This window comes from Hymenobacter profundi (assembly GCF_019334315.1).
Taxonomy (GTDB): Bacteria; Bacteroidota; Bacteroidia; order Cytophagales; family Hymenobacteraceae; genus Hymenobacter; species Hymenobacter profundi.
Genome location: NZ_JAHWGL010000203.1, coordinates 1 through 1,244 on the forward strand (window position 1 = coordinate 1; position 1,244 = coordinate 1,244).

1 protein-coding gene is annotated in these 1,244 nt (G+C 59.5%); it reads left to right on the top strand.

Annotation, left to right across the window (positions count from 1 at the left end; genetic code table 11):
* Positions 1-371: 371 nt before the first annotated feature.
* Positions 372-1,244: MobV family relaxase (gene mobV, locus KYK14_RS21885; RefSeq protein WP_246601984.1), on the top strand; the 873-nt coding region annotated here is incomplete at its 3' end.

The window sequence follows — 1,244 nt, forward strand, 5'->3', positions numbered from 1 at the left end:
GTTGCCCGCTGAGCAAGCCTTGGCCGAGTTACGTAAGCTCGTGCAAGGATGGGCCGGGGTAGCGCAGAACAGTGTCATTGAGCGCATCCTACGGCACGACCGAAAGGAACGTGAGACCAACTACGAAGCCTACCGAGCGCGGACGGGGCTTTATTAGCGTAAGTGTAAGCGTAAGCCGTGCCTCTAATCGTAAACAATAAGCGTAAGTATTTCCCCTTAAAAACGCGAATTAGCGTAAGTCACAAGCGTAAGCGAACGGTGCGGAAAAAACAGCGGTATAACCCACTATACCGGACTACGTCCGGTGTGGGGCCTGCAGCCTGCTCTACGCGGTTTGAGTTCTTTCTTTCTCTTTTGTTCCCCACTGCCCCATGCCCTATGCCATCCTACGCGTAGAGAAAATTAAGACCGCTCAGCAAGGCGCCGCCCGCACGGCGCACAACTACCGTCTGCGCGAAACGCCCAACGCAGACGCTGAACGCAAAGACCTTAACCACGAGTATTTCAACCCCGCCCAGCGTAACTATTGGGAGCTGGCTACCGAGCGCATTCAGGAGGCCGGAGCCAAGGTGCGACCGGATTCAGTGCGAGCGATGGAAGTAATTCTAACGGCCAGCCCGGAGGTATTCAAGAAGGATGCTCAGGGGCAATCGGTGGACATGCGGGGAAGCAAGTGGGCGGAGGCCAATGTTGCATTTCTCCAAGCCAAGTTCGGCAAGGAGAACGTGGTTGCGATGAGCTTGCACCAGGACGAGCTAACGCCGCACTTTCAAGCTATCGTGGTGCCTATCACGGCAGACGGGCGGCTCTCGGCGAAGGATTTGTTTAACCCAAAGACCTTGCGCGCTCTACAAACCGAGTACGCCCAGGCCATGAAGCCGTTCGGACTGGAGCGAGGAGTAGAGCATAGTCGAGCCAAGCACGAGACGATGCGCCACGTGTACGGGACCCAGGAGCGCAGCCGGGGCGAAGTAGGGGAGTTAGGCGCGCCGACGCCCGCCCAGCGCCTGAGCATTGAGGGGCCAGGGCCGCTTGACCTAGTGAATCTGAGCCGGTGGAAAGCTGAGCAGGAAGCGAAGCTGAACGCGGAACTGACCCGGCAGCTCGCCGCGGCCAACGAACGGGCCGAGAAGGCGGCTAAGATTGCGCAGGACAGCAGCACGGCCCGCGACCGGGCGCAGACCCTGCGCCGGCAATTGGCGAGCGTAGAGGGCACGAAAGCGACCGCGTTGGGGGAACGGGAC